The following is a 19975-nucleotide window of genomic DNA, read 5'->3' as shown; positions in this document are numbered from 1 at the left end:
CCCCACTTTCGTGAGGCATTTATCAATTTATCAAAAGAATTACTTTTTTATTATTCGAAGGGTTTTCGTTTTATCACCCTGACTTACTACAATATTGTAAATCCCTGAAGGGTATTTACCTCCTATTTGCCAATCGGAAACTGCATTTGGTAAAATTTGTCTTTCGTCAATTAATTTTCCTAACATATCATACACAAAAACACCAACTGTCTCTTGATTAGAAGTGGTTAAGTCGAGTTTGAAGTTTTCCTTAAAAGGGTTTGGATTAGCTGTAACCGAGTAACCATTTGCTGAATCAAGATTAACACTTAGAGTAGTAGTAGACACAACTAAATTAAATTGTGAAAGGCTAAAATAACCTGTTGTTTTGTTGGTGACCCGTGCATATATTGTTTGTGGGTTACTGGTGTTTGCATAAATATTTGGTAATGGCGAAACATAATCAACAGCATTGGCAAGTGTTGTAAAAAAATCAACAGAATTCGCAATCCAATCTGAATTTATTTCACTTCGTTTAACACCTAAATTAAAAAGGCCTACATTTGGTGTAGCATCGCTAACAATCGTATAATCGCTAGTGGGATTTGCTATCGGTCCCGGCACCAAAGCTGCAGAACCTGTCCAATGCAACTCAAATCCTTCAGTGTCATATGGCCTATCAATAGCGATGTAATAAATTTCACCAACTGCAACTGTCAGCCATTTTACATAGGCTAAATTATTACCTCCGGTACCAGACCAGGCAGATATACTATTAGTACTGCCATTCATGCCTGTAATGTTGTTGGGTAAATTAGCTTCTAGAGGATTAGTTACATTGCATCGGATTGCGCTGCCTAAACCAGTTCCACAAGTTCTGTTTGGTCCGTAAACCCAAAAATCATAATCACCATTAAGTAGATCGGGATTTTTTGGAATTAAATCAAACCCCAAGGTACCTGCCTGCCCAATAACAATTTTCAGCCAGATAGAATTATGCTCACGTCCTGGACCACATGCAATAACTTCCTGAACGTTACCAGCACCTGAGGCATTCGAGTTAAAAACACCACTTGCACTAATCGTAATGGCATTGACACAATCATTGGGTTGTTGTGCTTTAGCTATAGTAATAAACAACAGCAATAATGGGAAGTAAAAATATTTTTTCATATGTAATTTGTAAGGCATTTAATAAAAAACTAAGGTAAAACAATTTTTGATGTAAAAATAAAAAAGTCCCACAAATTGTGAGACTTTTATTTCTTATCAAACCGTTTATTTATTTTTTGAGGCTTCAATTTTAGCATCAACTTCGGCTTCGGTTCCTTCAAAAGTTTCTACTTTTTCTGTTTCCTTTCCGTTTTCTATAGTTGTCGTTTTAATTGTCGCTTTTGTTTTTCCGTCTTCCGTCTCTTTTTCGATGGAAACACGCTTCATCGTTTCTTTTTTCATCATCCCTTTTCTACCTTTGAATTTTCCGTTTTCGTCGTAATACGACGCACACATGGCTTTTTCTTCATCGGAACAGCCCATTTTCTCACACATTTTTGCGCATTCCTCCTTTGACATCATGGCCATTTTAGACATATCGCATTTCGTTTTATGCTGGGCGTACATTCCCTTTTGACCGCAACAACCGCCTTTAGCCATCACTGCAGAATCAGAATGTCCGTCGCCTAAAATTGGCGCAATAACCAATCCAATCAAACAGGTCAATTTGATTAAAATGTTCATTGAAGGACCGGAAGTATCTTTAAACGGATCTCCGACAGTATCACCGGTTACCGCTGCTTTGTGCGCATCGGAACCTTTAAAAGTCATTTCTCCGTTAATCATCACACCTGCCTCAAATGATTTTTTAGCATTGTCCCACGCACCACCGGCATTGTTTTGAAATATTGCCCAAAGCACTCCCGAAACAGTAACACCTGCCATATAACCGCCTAACATTTCGGCGATCATTTGATTATTACCTGAATACACCAGTTTACCTAAGATCACAATAAAAATCGGAAAACCGATGGTAAGTAGCCCCGGTAACATCATTTCGCGTAACGCGGCTTTTGTTGAGATTTCTACGCATTTTCCGTACTCCGGTTTTCCTTTACCTTCCATGATGCCCGGAATCTCTTTGAACTGACGGCGTACTTCGTACACCATGTCCATCGCTGCCTTTCCAACCGAATTCATAGCCAGAGCAGAGAAAACAACCGGAATCATTCCGCCTATGAATAACATCGCCAAAACCGGCGCTTTGAAAATATTGATTCCGTCAATTCCAGTAAAAGTAACATACGCAGCAAACAATGCCAATGAAGTTAACGCTGCCGACGCAATGGCAAAGCCCTTTCCGGTTGCCGCTGTAGTATTTCCTACCGAATCCAAAATATCGGTTCTGGTGCGGACTTCTTTTGGCAATTCGCTCATCTCGGCGATTCCTCCCGCATTATCTGAAATAGGCCCGAATGCATCAATGGCCAATTGCATAGCCGTAGTAGCCATCATTGCCGAAGCCGCTAAAGCTACCCCGTAGAATCCTGCTAAAGCGTACGATACCCAAATAGCTATCCCGAACAATAATACCGTTGGAAAAGTAGAAATCATTCCTGTAGCCAAACCGGCAATTACATTTGTTCCCGCTCCTGTAGACGATTTTTGTACGATTGCCAAAACAGGTTTGGTTCCTAATCCAGTGTAGTATTCCGTTACCGAGGAAATCACACCTCCTACCGTTAATCCTACGATTGTAGCATAAAACACTCTCATGGATGAGATTTCTTTTAGACCTTCTCCGTAAAAATTCATTTTCATGGTTTCAGGCAACAAGTATTGCACCAAAAAGTAGCAAGCCACTAATGTCAGTCCGATTGCAACCCAGTTCCCAACGTTTAAAGCAGCTTGAACCTGCTTTTCTTTGGCATCGTTGCTTGTAATTTTAACCAGCATCGTTCCTATAATCGAGAACAGGATTCCGAAACCGGCAATTGTCATTGGCAGTAAAATGGGTCCGATTCCGCCAAACTCATCCTGAATATTACCTCCCATATCTTTGATAACATAATTTCCGAGTACCATGGCTGCCAAAACCGTTGCCACGTACGAACCGAACAAATCAGCACCCATTCCGGCAACATCCCCCACATTATCACCTACATTATCAGCAATAGTCGCAGGATTTCGCGGATCGTCTTCGGGAATACCCGCTTCTACTTTTCCAACAAGATCGGCACCCACATCGGCGGCTTTAGTGTAAATCCCGCCACCCACACGAGCGAATAAGGCAATAGATTCTGCACCAAGAGAAAAACCGGCCAGCGTTTCCAACACGACAGTCATATCTTCGGTGGAAGTCCACGTGCCATGCATGAAGTAATTAAAGAAGAAAATAAAGAAAGACGTCAGTCCTAAAACGGCTAAACCGGCGACACCAAGCCCCATTACGGTTCCGCCTCCAAAGGAAATTTTTAATGCATCAGGTAAACTGCTGCGTGCTGCCTGAGTGGTTCTGACATTTGTCTTGGTTGCGATTTTCATACCCATATTTCCGGCCAAAGCCGAAAAAAAGGCACCAAAAACAAAGGCAACAACGATTAATATGTGCGTAGTTGGTACAATAAACGAAACGGTTGCCAGAATGATACTTGCCAGAATAACAAAAAGTGCCAGCAATTTATATTCTGCTTTGAGAAAAGCTAATGCTCCCTCGTAGATGTGGTCTGAAATCTCTTTCATTTTTCCATCACCCGCATGTTGCTTCAGAACCCAACTCCTTTTAACCCACATAAAAGCAAGTCCTAACAATGCCATTATGATTGGCACGTAAATCACCATTGATCCCATAAAATTTGTTTTTGGTATTCGGTTAATATTCGTAAATATATAGAAACAAAAACAAATAAAAAAGCAATACTCCTTGCGAAATATTGCTTTTTATATAAAATTTTAAGAAATCTTATTATTTAATACTGAATAATCCTTCCGGTTTATTTTCCACAGCATTGAAACGGTCAACGCACTCTTTCAAGATACGTTTAGCATCGTTTACATCTCCCCATCCTTCAACATCAACTTTCTTGTGTTCCAAATCTTTGTATACCTGGAAGAAATGTTCGATTTCTTTTACCAAGTGAGGATTCATATCAGACAAATCGTCTAATTTGTTCCAGATTGGATCCGATACCGGCACACAGATAATTTTCTCATCCGGTCCTTTATCATCTGCCATGTGGAAAACACCAATCGGCTTCACTTCCATAACACATCCAGGGAAAGTTGGTTCGTTAACCAAAACCAATACGTCCAACGGATCTCCGTCTAACGCTAATGTTTCAGGAATAAAACCGTAATCTGCAGGATACATCATAGACGAGAATAACATTCTGTCGAAACGCATTCTTTTCAATTCGAAATCGTATTCGTATTTGTTTCTGCTCCCTCTTGGGATTTCGATTAAAACATCGAAAGTTTTAATTTTATCAGCTGTCATTGTATTAACTTTTACGTATTTTTTTCGGGTGCAAAAGTAGTACAAAAACAACTCTCCAACAAGAAATTCAGACAATTATGAAGCATATTTCGCAATATTATAACAAAGATCTAATAAGGCTGTTGTCTTCCCCGTTTCTTAAGGTAGTAATGCCACAGAAAAAAAGTAGCAGCGGAACGGTACGGCTTCCAGTTTTCAGCATAAGTTGCCATAGCTTCTTTCTCGTGAATGTCAAACAATTCCTTAATAGTGTTTACAACTGCAATATCGCCAAGCGGAATAATATCGGGTGATTGCAGGCAAAACATCAGATACACGTCAATTGTCCAATGACCGATGCCTTTGATTTTTATCAGTTCATCCCTGATTTCCTCGGGTTCTTTAAAAGACAAACTTTCCACATCCAGCGTTTTGTCGGTAACAGCTTGAGAAAGCGCTTTTAAATAGGCTGTCTTTTGACGGCTTACCCCACAAGCCCTAAAATCTTCATCTGAACAAGCCAATAGTGTTTCAGGTAAAAAATCAGGAAGCTTATGTTTAATTTTATTGAATGTCGCTTTGGCCGAGTCTATGGAAACCTGTTGTTCCAGAATCAGCAGGCAAAGCGTTTCGAAACCCGGTGGGCGCTGTACAAAAGTAGGTTCGCCATATAACGCAACTATTTTCTGAAACTTATCTTCGTTTTTAAGAAGATGCGCTATTGCATTTTTCATTAGAAATAGAAGCCAAATGAACCTTTAACGGCGAATTTATTAGCATCAGGTACATTTAAGTAATTCCCTCTCCAACTGAAATCCAAGCGGAAACACTTGAAAATATTCCCAATTCCTGCATGGTATTCCCAATATCCGTTTTCCGGAGCGCGGTATTCCAATCCGGAAGCATTTATAGCTATATTTTCATCTGAAACAGTACCAACTACCCCTTTGACACCGACAATTTCCCTCCAGTTTAATTTTCGCAGCAGCGGTACCCTTGAAAAAAGCCTTCCGTTAAAATGGTGTTCTAAATGAAACGAGGCATATCGATCAACAAGGAACTCATAATACTGCAGATTACTGAATGTATTATCTATCTGAAACCATGATTGGTTACCTGGAACAACTCCCATTAAGCCCAAAGGCACTTCATTAAATATTTTCCCAAGTTCCATGGTAGTGAACAAACGGCCAAAACCTCCTATAAGAACAGGCTGTCTGTAATAAAACTGGAGTTTTCTATAATCAAAATCACTATCAAGAACACCTTTAAAACCGTGAGCGTAATTGACAAAAAAACGTGTGAAATTGTAATCTACCAGCAATCTTTCGACACCATGCCCAATGGTTCTTCGGTTTGGAGTATAATCCACCCTAAATTCGATTTCAGACTGTTTTACCTGACTCTGAATAGTGCCGTTTTCATCAAAATAATCCAAACTAAATTGATCGGACGCCGATTTTAAGGTTCGGTAGGTAAGATTTGCTTCAACTGTCAAATTTTTTACGACCTCCATTTCGGCAGAAAGCATTGACAGGTTAATTGAAGTCAGTTTATTATTGGTTCCGGTTGAAAACAAGGAACTGGATGCAAAACTACGCCCTAACACATCGTTTGTAGTGGTCAAACTCACCCCTATTTGCTCCACATCCCTTCTGTGCCCTGCCGATAGGATCAATCTGTTTTTCTTGTCAACCAACCACTTTCCGGAAATCCCGTATTTAAATTGATCGTCCTTTAAACCATAAGCGGCAAACCCTTGTAAGCGCCAAGGATCGTTGGGACCAAAATACGTTCTTCCTCCAACACGCAAACGCAACCCTTCAACATCATTATATCCGAAAGTGGAGTACACCGGTCCGTAATCAAACTTGTATTTGGGCATCTCTATATAACCACTAGCAAGAACAGTGGCCAGGCTATAGAACCTTTTGAACTTCGGAATCGTATTTAATGTATCCAAAAGCCCATAAATCCCTTTTTCATTCTTGCTGAGGCTTTCAAAACGATTTTCCTCCCAATACTCATCAGGTTTAGTATAGACTTCGCTGTCATAAGCATCCACTTCTTCCTTATAGAATTTCTCGTCTTTAGGAATATTGAACTTATGATTTTTCACCAAAGTGGTTCGTTTTCCATATACTCCTTTTGATTTTTCCTTTTTGGAGAAACTGAAATCCGACATCATATGATCCCTTTTCAATAAAAATACCGAATCGTTGAGCACATCGAATTCCTGTTCAATATAAATCTCTTTCACCCAGTTGATATTGGCACTTTTACTTGCCTCCATGTTGATTTTTTTAATGGCAAATGTGGAATCATTTACCCAAAAATCACCTTTGAACGTCAATTCATTTTTTCTTCGCGGATAGAAAATAATATTGTAGCACCATTTGTTGTCTATAAAAGCACTGTCTGACAACACATAATTATACACGTTGATACCGGTTCGGGAAAGCGGACTTACGAAATCCTTATCAAAAAATTTCAGGTAATTATTATAAATATCATACTCGGCATACAAATCTTTAATAAAGGTATTCACACCGTCTCCGGTTCCTAAACCCGAATTTTTATTAGCCTTGACTATTTCTTTCTTTTTTCCTTTGACATTATCAGCGTAAACTTCACTAAGCGTTTCGTTAATAAATATTGGCAAGAAAGCCTTTCCTGTGACTTTCGAAGTGTCAATTCTGTCCCAGATAAACTCCATGCCTTCAAAAATCTTATTTGCCTTGAAAGCACTATCGATGGAATTCAAGTCAAATTCCACTTTTTCGTATTTATCGTATTGATACTGATCAAACATGTGCAATCCATTTTTCCTCTTACGTTCCCATATTTTTCGGAGAATATCAATGGCTGGATTGTTCTTTTTTGAAGTTTTTCCGGTATAAATTTTAACTTCCTGAAGTTGATTATCCGGTTTGATGGTAATCTTCATGTTAAGATCAACCGATTTTGTCAAGGAGATTTCTACCGCCTTATATCCAACAAAGGACGCAACCAGTATCTTATAAGTTTTATCGGATTGAAGATAGAACCGCCCATTTTCATCCGAAACGATTCCTTCGGTCGAACCCTTAAAATATACATTGGCATAACTCATCGGCTGGTTGTTTTCATCATAGATCACTCCACCCACCTTGGTCTGTGCCGACATGCTGATATAAAAAATAAAAAAACTTAAAACCAGTAAAAACTTCTTCATAGGCCGATAAAAAAAAAACTTCACCAACAATTGCTGATGAAGTTTCAAATATACTAATTAGATTTTTAGATTTTTGGACTATTTAGATTTTTAGATGATTTATCCTTCAACAATTCAAAAAATCTAATATTCTAAAAAATCTTACAATCTATTTATACATTACTTTTCTAACCGCCTTAACCACGTCGTTTGCATTAGGCAACCACTCTTTCAATAAAGTTGGTGAATAAGGAGCTGGTGTATCTGCTGTTGTAATTCTTTGTACTGGAGCGTCCAAATAATCGAAAGCTTTTTCCTGAACCATATAGGTAATTTCAGAAGCTACCGACGCAAACGGCCAAGCCTCTTCCAACACTACCAAACGGTTTGTTTTTTTCACCGAGTTGATGATACAATCGTAATCCATCGGACGAACCGTTCTCAAATCGACGATTTCACAAGAGATACCTTCTTTTGCCAATTCATCTGCAGCGATAAAAGCTTCTTTGATGATTTTTCCGAAGGACACAATCGTTACATCGGTTCCTTCTCTTTTAACATCGGCAACACCAAGAGGAATCGTGTAGTCTCCTTCAGGCACTTCTCCTTTATCACCATACATTTGCTCTGATTCCATGAAAATTACCGGATCGTTATCGCGTATAGCCGATTTCAACAATCCTTTAGCATCATATACATTTGAAGGAACTACTACTTTTAAGCCAGGGGTATTGGCAAACCAGTTCTCGAAAGCCTGAGAGTGCGTAGCCCCTAACTGACCCGCCGAAGCTGTAGGTCCACGGAATACCATCGGCATTGGAAATTGTCCGGCCGACATCTGACGCATTTTTGCTGCATTATTGATAATCTGGTCAATACCTACCAACGAGAAGTTGAAAGTCATAAATTCCACAATCGGACGGCAACCATTCATTGCAGAACCTACTGCGATTCCTGCGAAACCTAATTCGGCAATCGGTGTATCGATAACCCTTTTTGGTCCAAATTCATCCAGCATTCCTTTTGATGCTTTGTAGGCACCATTATATTCCGCTACTTCTTCACCCATTAAATATACCGATTCGTCACGACGCATCTCTTCGCTCATCGCCTCACAAACCGCTTCTCTAAATTGTATCGTTCTCATAAGTTCTATGTATCTCTGTAAAATTGAAGAGCAAAAATAAAAATTTTATGTTACTTATCGGTTACGATATATAATATTAAGGTGAATTAATTCAAAAAAAATATTTTTAAAAGACATCAAAACATCTAAAAATCGGCTTTCATGAACGCTTCCCTAAAAAGCTCTGATAAAAACTTCGCAACCAAAACTCCAGATCACCTTCTCTTTTTGCGTTTAATAGGAATAATTTTTCAAATCACTAACAAATTCACAATTAATATGCACGCATACTATTTTATTTGAAATATTTACTTAAATTCGTCCCTTGAAATTGAAATATCAACTTTACACTTTATAAAAATGAAAATATTAGTTTGCATCAGCCATGTACCTGATACTACTTCAAAAATTAACTTCATTAATGGAGATTCCGAATTTGATACTAACGGTGTTCAGTTTGTAATCAACCCTAATGACGAATTCGGTTTAACAAGAGCCATCTGGTTCAAAGAACAACAAGGTGCTAACGTAACCGTTGTGAACGTTGGAGGTACTGATGCAGAAGCTACTTTAAGAAAAGCATTAGCTATAGGAGCTGACGAAGCAATTCGTGTAAACGCTAATCCTACTGATGGTTTCTTCGTTGCAAAACAGCTTGCTGAAGTAGTAAAAAACGGAGGTTATGATTTAGTAATTGCCGGTAAAGAATCGTTGGATTATAACGGAGGAATGGTTCCGGGAATGCTAGCTGCCTTAACAGGAAACGATTTCGTAAACTCTTGTATCGGTTTAGACATCAACGGAACAACTGCTAAAGCTGTTAGAGAAATCGACGGTGGTAAAGAAACCATTTCAGCTAACTTACCATTGGTAATCGGTGGTCAGAAAGGTTTGGTAGAAGAAAAAGATTTGCGTATCCCGAACATGAGAGGTATCATGACCGCGAGAACAAAAGCATTAACTATTTTGGAACCGGTTGGAGCAGACAACGCTACCAAAGCAGTAAAATTCGAAAAACCAGCTGCAAAAACAGCAGTAAAATTGGTTAGCCCGGACAACCTAGACGAATTAATCAACTTATTACATAACGAAGCGAAAGTAATTTAATTACGAGTTAAAAATTACGAATTACGAAATTTTTGATTCTTTAAATCTTTCAATTTTTAAATACTGAAAATATGTCAATTTTAATATACGCTGAATCAGCAGAAGGAAAATTTAAAAAAGTAGCTTTCGAATTGGCTTCTTATGCTAAGAAAGTTGCAGAAATGATGGGAACAACTGTTACGGCTGTGACTGTAAATACAGGTGATGTTTCTGAATTATCAAAATACGGAGTAGACAAAGTATTAAAAGTATCTAACGACAAATTGGCTTCTTTCAATGCAAAAGCTTACGCTGATGTTATCAAACAGGCTGCCCAGAAAGAAGGAACGAAAGTCGTGGTTTTATCTTCTACAACCGATTCTTTATACTTAGCTCCGCTTGTAGCAGTAGGTTTAAACGCTGGTTATGCTTCTAACGTAGTAGCATTACCGGAAAGCACTTCGCCTTTTGCAGTAAAAAGAAACGCATTTTCAAACAAAGCTTTCAACATCACTGAAATCACTACTGATGTTAAAGTATTGGGAATCGCTAAAAACTCATACGGAATCAAAGAATCGACTTCATCATTAACTGAAGAAGATTTTGCTCCATCATTAAACGATGCTGACTTCTCGGTAAAAATCGAATCAGTAGAAAAAGTAACAGGAAAAGTAACTATTGCTGATGCTGAAATCGTGGTTTCTGCAGGTCGTGGAATGAAAGGCCCAGAAAACTGGGGTATGATTGAAGAATTAGCTTCAGTTCTTGGAGCGGCAACAGCTTGTTCAAAACCAGTTTCTGATTTAGGCTGGAGATCTCACAGTGAACACGTTGGACAAACCGGAAAACCGGTAGCAGCTAACTTATACATTGCTGTAGGTATTTCAGGAGCTATCCAACATATTGCAGGAATCAACTCCTCTAAAGTAAAAGTAGCCATCAACACAGATCCGGAAGCTCCTTTCTTTAAAGTGGCTGATTACGGTGTAGTTGGAGATGCTTTCCAGGTAGTTCCTCAATTAATCGAAAAATTAAAAGCTTTCAAAGCGGCGCAACACTAAAATTCCGCTCATATTCTAATAGAAAAAACCATCTTTTTTAGATGGTTTTTTTATTTTCCGAAGCAAAACTTTTTCGTTACTTTGCAGTCAGCTTTTCTTATTTGATACTTATTTCTTACTTTCAGTACAGATATAGCGATTCAATCGGAAGAAGAGCACAATTCTATTATATTTTTATAATTTATTAATATAATTGACGTAAATTAGTATATCCAATAGCTATTAACAAACAAAAAACTTTGTGCCTCAAAGGCCTTAGTGGCTAAAAATATGAGCTTAGTAAAACTAACTATAAAGGGGATTTCATACAGCCAGACTCAAAATGGCGCTTATGCACTAATTTTAAATGAGGTGGATGGTGAGAGAAAATTACCTATTGTTATCGGTGCGTTCGAAGCCCAGTCCATCGCTATCGCTTTGGAAAAAGAAATTCGTCCCCCAAGACCTTTAACTCACGATTTATTTAAAAACTTTGCTGATCGTTTTGATATTGTGGTTAAACAGGTTATCATTCACAAATTAGTTGACGGCGTTTTCTTCTCCAGCATCATCTGTGAAAGAGACCGTATTGAAGAGATCATCGATGCCAGAACATCGGACGCTATTGCCTTGGCCTTACGTTTCAACGCTCCTATTTTTACCTACAAAAACATTTTGGACAAAGCAGGAATCTATCTGAAAATAAATCCGCCAGAAGAAAGCAAATCATCCGAAGAAAGCGATGATCCGCTGGAGAACCCTGAAACCTTCGGATTGGTAGGAGAAGAATCCGTAACAGGCGAATCCTATTCCCAATATTCTTTAGCCGAACTTTACGAACTTCTTGAAGGAACAGTTCAGAATGAAGATTATGAAAAAGCTGCTAAAATACGTGACGAAATTTCGAAAAGGGAATCCTAATTTCACAGCAAACCTCAGCATTACACTAACAAACAAACGCTTAGAGCTTAAAGCCTAAAGCAATAAAAAATGAAACAATATTTAGATTTAGTTAAGCACGTTTTAGAAACCGGAAATCAAAAAGGGGACAGAACAGGGACCGGAACGAAAAGTGTTTTTGGTTACCAGATGCGTTTTGACTTAAGCGAAGGTTTCCCGATGGTAACCACCAAAAAACTGCACCTGAAATCTATTATTCATGAATTGCTTTGGTTTTTAAAAGGCGAAACCAATATTGCCTATTTAAAAGAAAACGGCGTACGTATTTGGGATGAATGGGCAGACGAAAACGGCGATTTGGGTCCAGTGTATGGTCACCAATGGCGCAACTGGGACAGTGAGGAAATCGACCAAATCCAGGAGCTTATCGACACCCTGAAAAAAAATCCGAACAGCAGGCGAATGCTGGTTTCCGCATGGAACCCTTCCGTTTTACCGGATGATAAAAAATCATTTTCCGAAAATGTGGCCAATGGCAAAGCAGCCTTACCTCCTTGCCATGCCTTTTTCCAATTCTACGTAGCCGATGGAAAATTATCCTGTCAGTTATACCAAAGAAGTGCCGATATTTTCCTAGGCGTTCCGTTCAATATTGCGTCTTATGCCCTATTCACTATGATGGTAGCTCAGGTTTGCGATTTACAACCAGGAGAATTCATTCACACCTTTGGCGATGCCCACATTTACAACAACCACATCGAACAGTTGGAATTACAGCTTTCCCGCGAACCGAAACCACTCCCAAAAATGGTCTTAAATCCAAATGTGAAAAATATCTTCGATTTTAAGTTTGAAGATTTTACTTTGGTAGATTACGATGCACATCCTCACATTAAAGGACAGGTCGCCATTTAATTAACAAACACACATCAACACATTTCACTACAATGAAACATTTTTTATTGTCGGTTTTTCTATGCCTTTTTTCAACTATTTTTTATGCCCAGCAAGACAAAACCTTTTATTTAGACTCCATAGGAGGTGAAACACAATATGTCAATCACACAACATATCTGGTAATTAAAGATTTTCATAAAGAAAAAAAACAGTACAACGTTAGTGAATATTACAAATCAGGCAAATTAAAATCGGAAGGCATACTCAACAACAAATTATCCAGAACCAAAGAAGGAATACTTAACAGCTATTATGAATCCGGAAACTTACAATCGCGCACTATGTATGATAAAGGATTACCTTACGGCGATTTTTTTCTTTGGCATGAAAACGGGAACAAAAAGACAGATGGCGAGTATTTGATTTTTGAGGATGAGGACGGAAGAAAAACATCCGTATTACTAATAAAAAACTATTGGGAAGAAAACGGTACACAAAAAGTTTTTAACGGAAACGGAACTTATAATGAGGTTTCCGATCTGGAAAGTGCAAAAGGGGAAATCCTGAACGGATATAAAAACGGGTTGTGGGAAGGTACTTCAAAAATTGGCAACCTTGCTTTTAAAGAATATTACAAAAAGGGTCAATTAGTCGATGGGACCTCTGTAGATTCGATGAATAGCACTTATGCTTACACAAAAATCCAATCCCAGGCAGCACCTGTAGAAGGCATCCAGCATTTCTACAGAACATTCGTGTCTCACTTTGACGCTCCTGAAATTAGAAGCGGCATCAAAGAAATAAGAGTCCTATTTGGATTTGTTATTGAAAAAGACGGCAGTATCAACGAAATAACAACTTTACGGAGTGACAATGCGGAGATTGAAAAATCTGCAAAAAAAACACTTTATAAAATGAAGAACTGGATTCCGGCAGTTCACAGAGGCAAAATATTTCGTTCACAGTTCACCCTCCCTATTACAATAAAGATAAATTAGATCTACCAGAGGATAGATTGAAGCAAAAGTCTTAACTTTAATTCCGTAAAATCTATTTATGGAAATCGACCAACACGAATTGTACGAATATGCCCGTTTACGCTTAAAACAAAAAAAGAGACTTTACTTTCACTTTGTTTTGTTTTTCGTGGGGAGCATTTTCATGATTGTCGCCAACAAATTACTCGATGTCAAACCCGAAATCAATTGGTATCAATGGGGTATAGCCTTTTGGGGATTTATTTTCACACTGCATTTCATAAGGGTATTTATAACCGACAGTTTCATGAACAAAAAATGGGAACGCGCCCAAATTGACAAATTAATCATGAAACAGAAACGAAAACTGGAACAAATCGAAAGAGATTTTAATTCAAAAAACAACATTTCACAACAATGATTACTATAGTTGCTGCAGCTGCAGAAAATAACGCATTAGGAAAAGATAACGATTTGATCTGGCACCTTCCCGACGACTTCAAACGATTCAAGCAAATCACTACCGGCCATCACATCATTATGGGAAGAAAAACGTTTGAAAGCTTTCCAAAGCCGTTACCCAATCGAACCCATGTAATTATTACAAGACAGGAAAACTATGAAGCTCCTGAAGGCTGCCTTGTGGTTGGTTCTTTAAAGGAAGCCATAAACATTTGTCCGAAAGAAGAAGATTTTTTCATCATAGGCGGAGGGGAAATCTACAGTCAATCAATAAAAATTGCCGATAAAATTGAACTTACCCGCGTTTTTGCTGCTCCGGAAGCCGATGCTTTTTTTCCGGAAATCAATCAAAACGAATGGAAATTGATATTTGAAGAATTCCATCCGAAAGACGAAAAACACGCTTTTGATTTTTCATACCAAACTTATATACGGGCATAAAAAAACATCCCGATAAAAAATTATCGGGATGTTCAAACTAACAAACTAAAATGTATCTATTCTAACGTTCGGATTATTCAAGTGAAAGCACCTGATAACATAAAATAAAAATCACCACTGTTAACAATAAACCTGTTATGAATAATATAACATTGGCGAATTTCTGAGAATACATCTCAAAAAAGCCTCTAATACCAAATACCACAAAAGTACTAAAGACAAAAAAAACTAAAATTTCCAAAAACAAATTTAACCCAAAGAACGTTTGCGGCACCCCTGAACCAGCAGTGTCAAAAAAAACACCACTGTTGACGCTTTCCACAAGAACCAATGAGATTACAAGTGCCAGTAATACCCATTTAATTTCCGATGACATCAGCTTAGACAACATATCAGCCCGTTTGTATAATGACTGTAAAATTGCAACGAATTATAACACCAAACAATCACTAAAAAAGTGTATTTTTCATATCACTAATTTTGGTGATATCTTAGCTTTTCTTCCATTATGTAAAAGAACTTCGTCTTTCTTTATGTCTTAAAATTACAATTATTTCATTAGATTGAATATGTTAAAGTTTGTATTATCTTTGTACAAATATTTTTAATCGATGAACGACAACATCACTCCATACAAGACATCCAATCTAGGTAAAAAAGAACAGGTTACTAAAATGTTTGATACTATTTCAGGCAATTATGACAGCCTTAACCGGGTAATTTCTTTTGGGATTGATGTTAAGTGGAGAAAGAATGTTTTAAAGCTTATTACTGAAAAAAATCCGAATAATATTCTGGATATTGCAACCGGAACCGGAGACTTAGCAATCCTTATGGCCAATACCAATGCCGAAAAGATAATCGGTCTGGATATTTCCGCCGGAATGCTGGAAATCGGAAAGCAAAAAGTAGCCCAAAAACAGCTGAATGACAAAATCGAAATGGTTTTGGGTGATTCCGAGAAAATCCCTTTCGAAGACAATTATTTTGACGCTATAACTGTAGCTTTTGGTGTTCGTAATTTTGAAGATTTAGAATTAGGACTGTCCGAAATACTTCGCGTACTGAAACCAAACGGCCGTTTTGTAATTCTCGAAACATCTGTACCTACTAAATTCCCTTTCAAACAAGGATATAATTTCTATACCAAAAACATACTTCCGCTTATCGGCAGACTGTTTTCAAAAGACAAAGTAGCCTATTCTTACTTGTCTGAATCGGCATCACATTTCCCTTATGGAGAAGCCTTGAACAATATTTTGCGAAAAGTTGGGTTTATAGATGTTAAAGACATGCCTCAAACTTTTGGAGTAGCAACCATTTATTCGGCTTCAAAAAAATAATATGAAAAAATTATTTGTTTTACTTATACTTATTGTTTCTGGAAAAAGTTTTGCCCAGAAAGGGATAGGTATGTTTGGTAAAAACCCCATCATCAATCTTGAAAATTTCGACAAGCAACGTGTTCACTGGGGGTATTATTTAGGATTCAATTCATATGATTTCAAATTTGATTATATAGAACCAGACAAAGACATAGAAGTGCAATCCACAACAGGCTTCAATGTAGGCTTGATCGGAAACCTTCGCCTTATGGAGTACCTGGATTTGCGGTTCGAACCGGGCCTATCTTATACACAGCGTAATTTGACCTATCCTAACATTGAAGATTCTTTTGACAGACTAAGGGAGGTTAAATCAACCTACATCAATTTCCCACTATTATTAAAATTCTCGTCCAAAAGAATTGGAAACTTCCGCCCCTACCTTATTGGTGGTTTTTCAAAATCGATGAATTTAGGAAGTAACTCCGAATCCAAAGACGACAATTACAACGATAAATTCAGAATGGAAAAAATGACTTCCAATTACGAACTCGGATTTGGTATCGATCTCTATTTCGAATACTTCAAATTTTCACCTTCCATCAGAGGGGTTTTTGGTCTTGACGACGAACTTATCCGCGACAATAATCCGGATAGCCCATGGACCGGAAATGTTGAATCGATGAAAACCAGAGGTATTTTCATCAATTTTGCTTTCCACTAAAACAACCCAACAACCGTTTTAACTAAGTCGTTTAAACTCGCTCAGAATAATTGCCGTAGCGGTTGCTACATTCAGACTTTCGGTTTGCTGCAAGTCGCCAAAACGTGGTATGGAAATCCTGTTCCCAGTTAATTTTTCTATCGCCGGAGAAATCCCATTAGCCTCATTACCCATAACAAGAATTCCTTCACCGGGAAGTTTCGTTTCATAAATCGAATCCCCATCCATATAAGTCCCAAAAACAGGGAATTTAGTTTCAGTCAAAAATGTTTCAAGGTTAGTATAAACAACATTAACACGCGTTAAAGAGCCCATAGTAGCCTGAACAACTTTCGGGTTGTAAATATCTGCCGTTTCAGCCGAACACACAATTTGTTTCACTCCAAACCAATCACATAAACGCACGATGGTTCCCAAATTTCCGGGATCACGGATATCATCAAGAGCCACTACCAAACCTTTATCTGTAATAGGCAGTTCTTCAGGGATCTTAAATAACGCCAGACAGGTATTAGGTGTAGTCAGCACCGATATTTTTTTTAATTCCAATTCAGAAATTATCGAAAATTTGTTTTTCGGAATGTCATGAAAAAGCTCAGTTGTGCTAAAAATATGCTCCAGCTCAAAATTGGAATTCAACAATTCCTGTATTACCTTTACTCCCTCAGCAAAAAACAACTGATGCTGTTTTCGGTATTTTTTTTGCTGTAAACTTGTTATTAGCTTTATTTGGTTTTTACTAAGCATAAAAAACGTATTTTTGACCGACTTTTTGTTATTGACTTGAAAAAGAATTTTCCAAAAATAGCACTATTATTTGTATTAGGTGCAATTATATACTCTTGTTCCCTTGTTAAAAGGGTCCCGGAAGGCAAGCTCCTTTTAACCAAGAGCAATATTGTGGTCAATGACAAAAAAACAAACGAAGAAATTGTAGTCAACCAGCAACAGCAAAAGCCTAACAGTTCTTTATTGGGATTCCCGCTGCGTTTGCACATGTACAATCTGGCTAAAAAAAATGCAGATTCTTCTTATCATGTTTGGCTGGAAAGAAAACCAAGTCGTCACAAAACCCTGGCAGCTATACTCTCTGAAAAACAAGTTGATCGTCTTGGCCAATCATTTTTGGTTTCCGGTTTAAGCAACTTCCTTAAAAAAAGCGGAGAAGCTCCAGTAATAATAGACGATAAAAAAGCACAAAAAACCACTAATCGGTTTCTAAATTATTATATCAACAAAGGCTATTTCAAAACCAAAGTCGATTATAAAATTGACACTTTAAAAAAGAATAAACGCGGACAAATAAAATATCATATTGCAACGGGACAACCTTATAAAGTTGACAGTATTTCTGCTGTGGTTGAAAGTCCTGATCTCGATTCTCTGTATCAAAAAATAAAAAGTACATCCCTGATCAAAACGGGAAAACAATATGACGCTAATGATTTTATAGTCGAAAGAAAGCGAATTTCGACTTATTTCAGAGACAATGGCGCTTATAAATTTCAGGAGACAAACATCTCTTACAACGTTGACACTATTAAAACAGGGTATAAAGCCAATGTAGAAGTTATTGTTGAAAACCAGACAATCAAAACTGGAGATTCGCTAATAAAAATTCCCTTTAAACTGTACAAAATAAGCGAAGTAAATGTATTTACCGATACCCATGTGGGTAAAGACAAATTGAAAGTCGCTGACAGCGTTACCTATAAAGACATAAACCTATACAGTTCCGATAAATTAGCTTATCGCCCCAAAGCCATCACTGATGCAATATTCATCACCAAAGGAAGCGTGTTCAGCGACACAAAAAGAACATTGACATCCCGTTCGCTAAATAACCTGCGCATATTCAATTATCCTTCAATCGAATTTATAGAAGATCCAAAAGATTCTACCGGGACTTCACTAATAACCAACATTGTCCTGAGTCCGAGAAAAAAATACAGTTGGATTCCCGCCCTGGATTTCATGCATTCCAACATCCAGGATTTCGGAATCTCTGGTAATATGACACTGACCTGGCGAAATATTTTCAGGGGAGCCGAAATTTTGGACATCTCCACACGAGGAAGCATCGGCTCTTCAAAAGACATGGCCAACCCAAAAGGCGTATTTTTTAATATCTCCGAATATGGTGCCGATGTAAAACTGACTATCCCAAGGATTTTGGCACCAATAAAAACCGAAAAAATAATACCGAGATCCATGTTTCCATCTACAGTAGCGACTATTGGTTTTTCCCGACAAAGAAACATCGGTTTGGACAAAGAGAATTTCTCGGGAATAGCAACATACAACTGGTTTCCCAAAAGAACAAATACGGCCCGACTTGACCTGCTCAACATCCAGTTTGTAAGAAACCTGAACCCGCAAAATTACTTTAACGTTTATGAATCTTCCTATGAAACTCTGAATGATTATGCGCAGGTCTATAACACTAATCCGGATAACGTAGATCCAAACGGCGACCTTACTATCGAAGATGGTGGAGCGGATAATTTCATCAACGATGTTTTGACAGGACAAACTGTTTTGTCTCCAGAAGACGAAGCATACCAAGACATCCGAAGCATCGATGAAAGACAAAACCGATTAACGGAGAACAACTTAATATTTGCCACCAATTTCACCTATACAAAATCGTCAAAAACCGATCTTTTGGACAATTCGTTCAACATTTTCAAAACAAAAATTGAATCTGCCGGAGCCTTTTTGAATTTGGCATCCAATATCGGCCCGGAAAAACTAGGCCCAAATGGTAAAAAGACCTTTTTGGATGTAGAGTTCTCACAATACGTAAAAACCGAATTCGATTTTATAAAACATTGGGACTTGGGAAGAAGAGCCGTTTACGCCATGAGAGGTTTCTTCGGAATTGCCATCCCTTACGGAAATGCCGACAACGTTCCGTTTTCACGAAGTTACTACGGAGGAGGATCCAACGACAACAGAGCGTGGGAATCATATGGCTTGGGTCCGGGTACCAGTGGTGGTATCAACGACTTTAATGAAGCAAACATGAAATTGGCCTTCAGTGCCGAATACCGTTTTAATCTTTTCGGAAAATGGAATGCCGCTTTATTTGCCGATGCAGGGAACATCTGGAACATCTGGGACAACGTAGAAGACAAACGATACACCTTTAACGGATGGGAATCTTTAAAAGACGTTGCTTTGGGGACCGGACTGGGAATCCGATATGATTTCAACTTCTTCATCGGCCGTTTGGATTTAGGATTTAAGACCTACAATCCTGCTAAACCACAAAGCGAACGTTGGTTTAAAGACGTGCGTTTTGACAAGTCGGTTGTAAATATTGGAATTAATTATCCGTTCTAAGTATAGAAATTA

General features: G+C 38.0%; 18 protein-coding genes. 10 read left to right on the top strand and 8 right to left on the bottom strand.

Annotated elements, in window-relative coordinates; genetic code table 11:
- Positions 1-39 precede the first annotated feature (39 nt).
- The 6 genes from LZF87_RS05380 to LZF87_RS05355 form a co-directional block, all read right to left on the bottom strand.
- Entirely contained in the window at positions 40-1152 is a 1113-nt protein-coding gene (locus LZF87_RS05380) for a T9SS type A sorting domain-containing protein (protein WP_244342528.1), read from the bottom strand.
- A 105-nt stretch (positions 1153-1257) separates the two neighbouring features.
- Positions 1258-3822, bottom strand: a complete 2565-nt coding sequence (locus LZF87_RS05375; RefSeq protein ID WP_244342517.1) for a sodium-translocating pyrophosphatase — start codon at positions 3820-3822, stop codon at positions 1258-1260.
- A gap of 115 nt (positions 3823-3937) precedes the next feature.
- Positions 3938-4468 carry an inorganic diphosphatase gene (locus tag LZF87_RS05370; protein WP_023574621.1) on the bottom strand — a complete coding sequence of 177 codons (531 nt, stop codon included), beginning with the start codon at positions 4466-4468 and terminating at the stop codon, positions 3938-3940.
- A 110-nt stretch (positions 4469-4578) separates the two neighbouring features.
- On the bottom strand, positions 4579-5181 hold the full coding sequence (locus LZF87_RS05365; RefSeq protein ID WP_244342497.1) for a DNA-3-methyladenine glycosylase family protein: 603 nt from the start codon (positions 5179-5181) through the stop codon (positions 4579-4581).
- On the bottom strand, positions 5181-7661 hold the full coding sequence (locus tag LZF87_RS05360; RefSeq protein ID WP_244342475.1) for a DUF5686 and carboxypeptidase-like regulatory domain-containing protein: 2481 nt from the start codon (positions 7659-7661) through the stop codon (positions 5181-5183). The genes LZF87_RS05365 and LZF87_RS05360 overlap by 1 nt, the downstream gene beginning before the upstream one ends.
- Before the next feature lie 148 nt (positions 7662-7809).
- Positions 7810-8787 (bottom strand): pyruvate dehydrogenase complex E1 component subunit beta, encoded by a 978-nt coding sequence (locus LZF87_RS05355; RefSeq protein ID WP_244342473.1) that lies wholly within the window; start codon positions 8785-8787, stop codon positions 7810-7812.
- A gap of 339 nt (positions 8788-9126) precedes the next feature.
- Between LZF87_RS05355 and LZF87_RS05350 the strand changes: the two genes are divergently transcribed.
- The 7 genes from LZF87_RS05350 to LZF87_RS05320 all read left to right on the top strand — a co-directional run bounded on the left by LZF87_RS05350 (position 9127) and on the right by LZF87_RS05320 (position 14569).
- Positions 9127-9873 carry an electron transfer flavoprotein subunit beta/FixA family protein gene (locus LZF87_RS05350; RefSeq protein ID WP_244342457.1) on the top strand — a complete coding sequence of 249 codons (747 nt, stop codon included), beginning with the start codon at positions 9127-9129 and terminating at the stop codon, positions 9871-9873.
- A 71-nt stretch (positions 9874-9944) separates the two neighbouring features.
- A complete protein-coding gene (locus tag LZF87_RS05345; protein WP_244342430.1) occupies positions 9945-10913 on the top strand; it encodes an electron transfer flavoprotein subunit alpha/FixB family protein in 969 nt (322 codons plus the stop codon).
- A gap of 270 nt (positions 10914-11183) precedes the next feature.
- Positions 11184-11813, top strand: coding sequence for a bifunctional nuclease family protein (locus LZF87_RS05340; RefSeq protein WP_244342427.1), 630 nt, complete (start codon positions 11184-11186; stop codon positions 11811-11813).
- A 69-nt stretch (positions 11814-11882) separates the two neighbouring features.
- A complete protein-coding gene (locus LZF87_RS05335; protein WP_244342399.1) occupies positions 11883-12707 on the top strand; it encodes a thymidylate synthase in 825 nt (274 codons plus the stop codon).
- Positions 12708-12739: 32 nt separating this feature from the next.
- Positions 12740-13687: a hypothetical protein gene (locus LZF87_RS05330; RefSeq protein WP_244342372.1), complete on the top strand. Its 948-nt coding sequence runs from the start codon at positions 12740-12742 to the stop codon at positions 13685-13687.
- A 58-nt stretch (positions 13688-13745) separates the two neighbouring features.
- On the top strand, positions 13746-14087 hold the full coding sequence (locus LZF87_RS05325) for a 2TM domain-containing protein (RefSeq protein ID WP_244342369.1): 342 nt from the start codon (positions 13746-13748) through the stop codon (positions 14085-14087).
- Positions 14084-14569, top strand: a complete 486-nt coding sequence (locus LZF87_RS05320) for a dihydrofolate reductase (protein WP_244342366.1) — start codon at positions 14084-14086, stop codon at positions 14567-14569. Before LZF87_RS05325 ends, LZF87_RS05320 begins: the two co-directional genes overlap by 4 nt.
- A gap of 73 nt (positions 14570-14642) precedes the next feature.
- Here the strand turns inward: LZF87_RS05320 and LZF87_RS05315 are convergent, their stop codons facing one another.
- Positions 14643-14960: a hypothetical protein gene (locus LZF87_RS05315; protein WP_244342363.1), complete on the bottom strand. Its 318-nt coding sequence runs from the start codon at positions 14958-14960 to the stop codon at positions 14643-14645.
- 220 nt (positions 14961-15180) lie between these two features.
- Between LZF87_RS05315 and ubiE the strand changes: the two genes are divergently transcribed.
- Together ubiE and LZF87_RS05305 are read left to right on the top strand one after the other, a co-directional pair.
- Positions 15181-15912 (top strand): bifunctional demethylmenaquinone methyltransferase/2-methoxy-6-polyprenyl-1,4-benzoquinol methylase UbiE, encoded by a 732-nt coding sequence (ubiE, locus tag LZF87_RS05310; RefSeq protein WP_244342360.1) that lies wholly within the window; start codon positions 15181-15183, stop codon positions 15910-15912.
- A 1-nt stretch (position 15913) separates the two neighbouring features.
- Positions 15914-16618 (top strand): porin family protein, encoded by a 705-nt coding sequence (locus tag LZF87_RS05305; RefSeq protein ID WP_244342357.1) that lies wholly within the window; start codon positions 15914-15916, stop codon positions 16616-16618.
- A gap of 18 nt (positions 16619-16636) precedes the next feature.
- Here the strand turns inward: LZF87_RS05305 and LZF87_RS05300 are convergent, their stop codons facing one another.
- A complete protein-coding gene (locus tag LZF87_RS05300; RefSeq protein ID WP_244342350.1) occupies positions 16637-17365 on the bottom strand; it encodes a TrmH family RNA methyltransferase in 729 nt (242 codons plus the stop codon).
- Positions 17366-17401: 36 nt separating this feature from the next.
- Between LZF87_RS05300 and LZF87_RS05295 the strand changes: the two genes are divergently transcribed.
- A complete protein-coding gene (locus tag LZF87_RS05295) occupies positions 17402-19963 on the top strand; it encodes a BamA/TamA family outer membrane protein (protein WP_244342337.1) in 2562 nt (853 codons plus the stop codon).
- Positions 19964-19975: the final 12 nt, after the last annotated feature.

Origin of the sequence: Flavobacterium enshiense, from assembly GCF_022836875.1 — a bacterium.
Taxonomy (GTDB): Bacteria; Bacteroidota; Bacteroidia; order Flavobacteriales; family Flavobacteriaceae; genus Flavobacterium; species Flavobacterium enshiense_A.
The sequence above is the reverse complement of the archived record's forward strand: the minus strand, read 5'-3'. Positions and strand labels throughout refer to the sequence as shown.

Coding starts and splice junctions, on each gene's coding strand:
- LZF87_RS05335 (WP_244342399.1), top strand. CDS start 11,883: ATGAAACAATATTTAGATTTAGTTAAGCACGTTTTAGAAACCGGAAAT.
- LZF87_RS05380 (WP_244342528.1), bottom strand. CDS start 1,152: ATGAAAAAATATTTTTACTTCCCATTATTGCTGTTGTTTATTACTATA.
- LZF87_RS05340 (WP_244342427.1), top strand. CDS start 11,184: ATGAGCTTAGTAAAACTAACTATAAAGGGGATTTCATACAGCCAGACT.
- LZF87_RS05320 (WP_244342366.1), top strand. CDS start 14,084: ATGATTACTATAGTTGCTGCAGCTGCAGAAAATAACGCATTAGGAAAA.
- LZF87_RS05345 (WP_244342430.1), top strand. CDS start 9,945: ATGTCAATTTTAATATACGCTGAATCAGCAGAAGGAAAATTTAAAAAA.
- LZF87_RS05350 (WP_244342457.1), top strand. CDS start 9,127: ATGAAAATATTAGTTTGCATCAGCCATGTACCTGATACTACTTCAAAA.
- LZF87_RS05330 (WP_244342372.1), top strand. CDS start 12,740: ATGAAACATTTTTTATTGTCGGTTTTTCTATGCCTTTTTTCAACTATT.
- LZF87_RS05300 (WP_244342350.1), bottom strand. CDS start 17,365: ATGCTTAGTAAAAACCAAATAAAGCTAATAACAAGTTTACAGCAAAAA.
- LZF87_RS05370 (WP_023574621.1), bottom strand. CDS start 4,468: ATGACAGCTGATAAAATTAAAACTTTCGATGTTTTAATCGAAATCCCA.
- LZF87_RS05315 (WP_244342363.1), bottom strand. CDS start 14,960: ATGTTGTCTAAGCTGATGTCATCGGAAATTAAATGGGTATTACTGGCA.
- LZF87_RS05325 (WP_244342369.1), top strand. CDS start 13,746: ATGGAAATCGACCAACACGAATTGTACGAATATGCCCGTTTACGCTTA.
- LZF87_RS05355 (WP_244342473.1), bottom strand. CDS start 8,787: ATGAGAACGATACAATTTAGAGAAGCGGTTTGTGAGGCGATGAGCGAA.
- LZF87_RS05305 (WP_244342357.1), top strand. CDS start 15,914: ATGAAAAAATTATTTGTTTTACTTATACTTATTGTTTCTGGAAAAAGT.
- LZF87_RS05375 (WP_244342517.1), bottom strand. CDS start 3,822: ATGGGATCAATGGTGATTTACGTGCCAATCATAATGGCATTGTTAGGA.
- LZF87_RS05360 (WP_244342475.1), bottom strand. CDS start 7,661: ATGAAGAAGTTTTTACTGGTTTTAAGTTTTTTTATTTTTTATATCAGC.
- ubiE (WP_244342360.1), top strand. CDS start 15,181: ATGAACGACAACATCACTCCATACAAGACATCCAATCTAGGTAAAAAA.
- LZF87_RS05365 (WP_244342497.1), bottom strand. CDS start 5,181: ATGAAAAATGCAATAGCGCATCTTCTTAAAAACGAAGATAAGTTTCAG.